Source organism: Orenia sp., assembly GCF_055140805.1.
Map to the genome: position 1 here is coordinate 1 of NZ_JBSQYM010000154.1, position 7,054 is coordinate 7,054.

General features: G+C 31.9%; 5 protein-coding genes. All 5 read right to left on the reverse strand.

What is annotated here, in order from left to right; translation table 11 throughout:
* Positions 1 to 298: 298 nt before the first annotated feature.
* A complete protein-coding gene (locus ACTCDL_RS12980) occupies positions 299 to 1,168 on the reverse strand; it encodes an aldose 1-epimerase family protein (protein ID WP_463177451.1) in 870 nt (289 codons plus the stop codon).
* A gap of 140 nt (positions 1,169 to 1,308) precedes the next feature.
* Positions 1,309 to 1,464, reverse strand: a complete 156-nt coding sequence (locus tag ACTCDL_RS12985) for a hypothetical protein (protein ID WP_463177458.1) — start codon at positions 1,462 to 1,464, stop codon at positions 1,309 to 1,311.
* Positions 1,465 to 1,688: 224 nt separating this feature from the next.
* Positions 1,689 to 3,059 carry a cellulase family glycosylhydrolase gene (locus tag ACTCDL_RS12990; RefSeq protein WP_463177462.1) on the reverse strand — a complete coding sequence of 457 codons (1,371 nt, stop codon included), beginning with the start codon at positions 3,057 to 3,059 and terminating at the stop codon, positions 1,689 to 1,691.
* A gap of 877 nt (positions 3,060 to 3,936) precedes the next feature.
* Positions 3,937 to 5,541, reverse strand: a complete 1,605-nt coding sequence (locus ACTCDL_RS12995; RefSeq protein ID WP_463177468.1) for a methyl-accepting chemotaxis protein — start codon at positions 5,539 to 5,541, stop codon at positions 3,937 to 3,939.
* Between the two features lie 467 nt (positions 5,542 to 6,008).
* Positions 6,009 to 6,845: a formylglycine-generating enzyme family protein gene (locus ACTCDL_RS13000; RefSeq protein WP_463177471.1), complete on the reverse strand. Its 837-nt coding sequence runs from the start codon at positions 6,843 to 6,845 to the stop codon at positions 6,009 to 6,011.
* Between the last annotated feature and the right edge of the window lie 209 nt (positions 6,846 to 7,054).

Consider the following 7,054-nt stretch of genomic DNA (forward strand, 5'->3'; position numbering starts at 1 on the left):
TCGTCGGCAGCGTCAGATGTGTATAAGAGACAGAAATAGTACTAGTGTTTTTCCTAAAATGACCGGGCTGATTTTACTGGTTTTGTGCGAAAGGGAATCGTATTATATTCCCTAGAGAGCCACGGAGAGTTTTTCTTCTTTAAAACTCGTAGGTTTGCTTACTTTTTTGGCTAAGGAAAAAAGTAAGTCGCCTTTTAGGCGAAACCTAAACTAAAAAGTTTGCAACTAAAAAACAATATAATTGTTAAAGTTTAGTTATTCAACAAGGTAAAATAAAGCTGAAATTTGATTATCTAATTTATTTAATACTTATACTATACGTACAAGAGAATTCTGCCTCAGGCTGTAGAACTTCAATCCCTTCTTTAGTCTTCAAATTACCATCAGAATCTTTCAAATCAGCAACCCCATACCAAGGCTCAATACAGATAAAAGGTGCCCCAGCTGGTGATGACCAGATACCCATATATGGAAAACCAGCAAATTCTACTTTAACCTCTCTGTTAGAGCTCTTACTCTTTAATGCGACTGATTTTGATTTTAAACCTTTTAGAATCAAAGCATCATTTCGAAATAACCCTTCAGCTAAAGGCTTGCTATTATTATTAGCTAAAAATTCTACAGTAGTATCACTCAATAATCCTTCATCTAATAAAGAAGCCCTTAGCTTTTCATTCTCTTCAAACTCTAAATAATAGTCCTCTTTATTCTCTCCTTCTTCTAAAGGCCAATTAAAGGCTGGATGAGCTCCTATAGAGAAGTAGATAGTTTTTTGATCTTTGTTCTTCACATTATAAGTAATCTCAACTCGATTAGCTACTATTTTATACTCAATCTCTAATTCAAACTGATAAGGATACTTCTTTAACAACTCTTCACTACTTGTTAGCCTATATACTACCCTGTGCTCCTCCTGCTCAACTAATTCAAATTCATTGTCTCTAGCAAATCCATGTTGAGTCAGCTTAAAAACTTCACCATCTACTTTATACTGATCATTCTTTACCTTACCTACAATCGGAAATAATACTGGTGCATGGCGCCCCCAATACTTTGGTTCAGCCTGCCATAAATATTCTTGATTATCCTCTTTTAGTTGTAGGCTAGTCAGCTCTGCTCCATGACTAGCTACCTTAACCTTAATTAATTCATTCTCTATTATCGTCATCATCGTTACCTCCTATATTCTTTGGATTTAAAAAAACAAGTTAGTAATCACTAACTAATACCTTTCTATTGTATCAAATTTCCTACCACCATAAAAAGTAATTTTAAATAAAAGACCTAATTTTCAGCTATAATTTTAATTTATCTTGCCTGGCAAGCTAATAAAGCACCTTTGGCAATCCCATTAATTACACCAATCTGGCTTGGTGTAAAGCCTAAAAATTTAAAATAAATATTAATATAACTTAATCCTGCTATGGCTATAAAAAATAATAAATTAAAAATTTTAAAGTACATCTTACCACTACCTAACTACTATAATTTTTAAATTTAATTAATATATCTAAGCTGTCAATCATGATACCTTTATTGGTTTAAATCATTGTACATTCAACACTTGATCAATTTTATCCATAAAATAATATACAATTTTGATAAGGAAGGACATTAATGTCCTTCCTATTGTTTTTCAAACTATCATCTTCAACCTACTATCAATCTGCAGCTTTTTACTAAACTATCTAATTACTTATTACAAATTGATCTATATCTATCCAGCCCCAACTTGATTGTACTTTAATTGTATTTTGACCAGCATTTAAGTAAATATTACCTAGATCTAGATCAACAAAGTTTGAGTTCTGTGCAAATAATTTTTCACCTAAGTTCTGTCCATTTACAATCACATAGTTGTATTTATCACTATATGGGGAAGCATATCTAATTTTAAGGTTATAGTTGCCTGCTGACTCTACATTAATTGTTACTTGTACATAATCATTTGTATTATCAAACCCAGTAACATATCCAGAGCCATTATATCCTGAACGACTAGTACTAGTACCTACACCAGAAAGGTAACCATCTTCTGCTTGGGCGACAACATTAGTCCATGTACCAGAACCATCTCCACTATCTCCATTAGAGGCATCAAAGACTGAAGCAATGGCAGAAGTCTCTCTAATTCCATTGGATCCATTAATTAAAACATTTCCCCACTCACTATAGCTAGACCCTGACCAATCAGTTGCTATATCAAGGTAAATCCAATTATCACCATTTCCATACCATGACCATCCGATATAGCCTACATCCTTCTGCTCAGAATAGCTCATAATAGTTGCTTCATCAACATCTCCATCGGTATGCTTAATCCCAAATTCTCCTATACTAAGAGCTAAACCTTGATTAATTACACCATCGATATTATTCTTGACTTGCTGTGCAGTTCCCCCTGCATATTCATACATATGGATTGAAAACATTGTATTTCTTTGTGGATCAGCATTAAAGACTTCTGTTCCATAATCATGGATTGACTGTGGATATTGACCCCAGCCTGCAGCATCTACCATCAATGTATGATTTAATCCTGCTGCTCTCAATCTAGGAATCTCTTGCTTATACCCAGCTGCCCAGGATGAACCATTCCAAGTACCATACCATTCATTAGCAATATTGATAATCACAGTATCTTCTTTACCAATCAAAGCATCCTTCATACTAATCCAATAGTCTACAGCATTTGTTAAACTACTCAGACTATCTAGACCAGTAGTATCATGAACATCTAAAACAGCTATTAAATTATTCTGTTCACACAAGTCGATAATATGGCTTACTGTACTAATATCATCATAACCCCATGTCTCTCCATCTCCCAAGGCTACTCTGACTGTATTTGCTCCTGTAGCTGCAATCGCTGGAATTGCTACATCTTCATTGCCCTTCCACCAAGCATGAGCATGGTTGATACCTCTCATTACAAATTCATTACCATTAGCATCATATAACTTTCCATTCTGTACATAAAACCCATCTGTTGCATAGACATTAGTAGCTACCAAAGATAACGCCAACAAAAATACTAAAACCAACATTCTTCTTTTCATTGAAATTCCTCCTAAGTTTTTAATAATTGTCCTCAGTATAAATGCTGATTGCAATCTCGACTTAGTAGGCGGGAATAAACACTCACTTAAATAATTATAAACTTATAACCAACTCCCCTATTTAAATAACTAATTCTATAAGTACATAATATTATAGGATTAATATATTTCTTATAGCTTTGATAAACAATTATAACCTTTGTTATAATTATAAAATTAATTGATTAAATAGATACCGATAATTAATATGTGATTTGGCACTATATAGATTTAAATTATAAGTAAGCAATACTGAGATTCTTTACAAACAAACTAAAAATAGAGCTGACCATCATAACTGCCCTTGACAATATTAGCTTCTAAAAACTAGTTACATATGATATCACCTCCTTAATAGAGTGATTTAAAATTTGTTCTTTGGTGGTTGGATAGTTAGGGGGGCAGGTAGTTGGGAAAAACCTAACCATCCAAGCAACTACCAACCTAATACCGAAACTGTCCCCATATCCCCTATCTATAACTCTCCCACAAAGACCTTACCCTTAACTGTTCTTTTAAATCTTCTAAGCTAAGATCTTGATAAATATCTTCTTTTTTTAATCTCCAATACCTTAGTTTGATTTGCAGACAGATCAAACTAATCCTCAGTACTTATAGAGTTTATATCTAATTGTTCTTGTAAATATAGCAGAATCAATTTATCTAATTCTTTACTTAATTCTAATAACTCTTGATTGTCTGCTTGATTCAAATCACAAGCACATAATTTAGCTCTCAGAGTAAGGATATCTTTGTATAAACTGATCTTAATCTTTATCGATACTCCCCCTTTATTTAATAACTTTTATCTTAGAAATAACTTTATTGAAATTAAAAACTACAATTTAAACTCTTTAATTAACTGGTCTAATTCCTGTGATAAAGCAGATAGCTCTTCTGCAGATCCAGTTATCTCACCCATAGCTATCGATTGCTCTTTAGTAACATCTGAAATTTGCTTACTCTCAATAGATAGCTCATTACTGAATTGAGCTATTCTCTTCATCTCATCTAAAACACCATTTATCTTCTTGGCGATTGTGTTAAAAGTATCTTCTGATTCATCTAACCTTTTAGAGCCTTTAACAATCTGAGAATTATTAGCTTCTATACTAGCTAATACCTTTTTAGTTTCCATAACAACTCGCTCAGTAATAGATCTGATATCATCTATAGAGTTTCGAGTTTGAGTTGATAAAGCTCTAATCTCATCAGCTACTACTGCAAATCCCCTACCATATTGTCCTGCCCTAGCAGCCTCAATAGCTGCATTTAATGCTAATAGATTTGTCTGCTCAGAGATATTAGAGATAACCTCAACTATATCCTCTATCTCCTCAGTTGCTTGACTGAGGTTAGCAATTAATTGACTAGACTCATAGGATGAATCCAATACATCCTTCATCTCTATCTGGGTATTTTTCATCTCCACCAATCCATTTTGGGATAGATCATTAACCTCATTAGCTGCATTTACTACCCCTTTATAATAATCTACAAGTTCTTTATTACCTAAGGAAAACTCTTGAGATGAAGCTGCTATCTGATTAATAGCAGTACTAGTATTTTCACTGATGGCATGTAGTTCCTCGCTAGTAGTAGAGGTGTCTTCAGCAGCTGTTGTTATCTTGCTAATAATATTTCTTAAGTTATCTACCATTGTATTAATAGATTTTGATAGCTTACCTATCTCATCTTCACTACTATAATCAATCTTTTCAACACTTAGGTTCCCTAAAGCAACCTGATTACTAATAGTGATCATCTTATTTAAATTCTTCTTAATTACTCTACTAATTATAGTTATCAACACTGCTCCTAAAGTAATCGAGCTTAATACCGAAATAATTAGGATAAAAATAGTATTATCAATACTCCTGTCAGCAGCTGTCATAGCCTTTATTCTCTCTTGATTGATTAATTTATCAAATTCTTTTAATATAATCTCTAAATTATCAGTATTAACTGATATCTTATTCCTTAATAACCATAGAGAGATACTGCTTCTACTCTTCTCTACTTTAGAGATAATATCTTCATTAAATATTTGATTATTAACTCTATCTTTCTCTATTATTGCTGCTAAAAATTGATCGATCTTCTCCCCTTGAAGCTCTAATCTTAATCTCTCTAAAAGTTGGCTAACCTCTTCAGTTGCTTCTCTAAATTCCCTTTTCAATTCAATATTTTTCCCTTGAGATATAATATAATCGGCAGTAATCGTATTTTTCTTAGAGAACAGAGTTTCTAGCCTTTTGACCATAAGTGATAAGTCACTTTTATTATTAAGTTCTACAATATCAGATTCTAAAGACAATAATAAATTATAAACAATAGTAGTAGAGAGGATGAAAAGTAAGCTGATAAGTATTATAGTTATTATATACTTTGCACCAATGTTTAAATTATTGAACTTGTTTTTGATAAAGTCTAAATTCTTCAAAATAATCATCCCCTTTCTATAAATTTTTATAATTTCTTAATATACACCAAACTTACTACTACCTTTTTAGTTAAATTATAAACTTATGATAAAATTCTATAATAGCAAAAACAATAAACTAAGAACAAATATTCTACTCTACACCTTATTTTAGACTATTGAACAATTATCTTTTCTCTTAACTAGAGTTTTTTTATTTTATCTTTTAGGTTTTAGAAAAGTAAGCGGTATATGTGATTAAACAAAAAATTAAATATAATCAATAAAATTTCAGTAACCATAAAAATTTAATTAATAGTACTAGTGTTTTTCCTGATTGTAATGATTTTTTGCCTACTTTTTTATCTATAGAAAAAAGGTAGGTCGCCATTAGGCGAAACCTAATTTCAAAATTCATGGTGAAAATATAAATATAACCATTAATTTTTACTTATCCAAAAAGATATATTTTATAAACAACTTAAAAGTCATCTAAGCAGAGTACATGTTATCCTAAAACCATTATCAAAACTCATATTATCAGGTAAGTTACTCAATCTATCATCAAAAAAGATACGGGCAGCATACTTATTATAAAACCAAGAACCCCCCCTTAAAACTCTTCTCTCAAATTTAGAAGTAGACTCCCAAGCATAAATCCATTCCATTACATTTCCACTCATATCATAAATTCCTAATTCATTGGCTGACTTCTTACCTACAGGGTGAACACCTTTACCTAAGAATAAATTATTATCTTGATTCTGACTATTCTCCCAATACCATGCTACCTTATCTAAGTTCTTAGCACCTGCATAAATAGTATCATTACCATCTCTTCCACCACGGGCAGCATACTCCCATTCACTATCTGTTGCTAAGCGATACCCTTTGGCTTTAGAGATATCTTCAATTAATAATTCTCCTTCATTATCATATACTTGCTCAAAACCCTCTTGCTGGCTTAACCAATTACAATAAAATATAGCTCCATACCAACTGACGAGGATTACTGGATAATCTTCTTTCCCTTTTTTTACAAAAAATCGATTCCCTCTATACTCTATAGCTTGATAATCATTAAAAGCTATTATCTTCTTACCTTGATAATAACCTTCTGCTGATACCCCTGCTCCATTAAGAAAAGCAACAAACTCTCTATTTGTAACTTCATACTTACCTATATAATAATCATAATTAACTTTGACTACATTGCTACCTGCTTTAACCAATACCATATCCTTCTCCTCTACAGCCCCAGCAATATCAGTAACTAAGGTAATTACAACTATTATAGGAATGATTAAATAAAGCATCTTTTTCATATTAGCGCTCCTCCCAAGTAGTTAGTATTAGAAGCAGTCAAATTAATTAGGGTGAGTATGAATTATTTATTATAAAATATCTCATACTCACACCCAAAACTCACACTATCTTATATATGATTAAACTGCAGAAACCAATATTTTACAACCATTTCGTTCCATGAAATTACAATAACATACTCTTGGTTTATTAGATTTTAAAATATGCT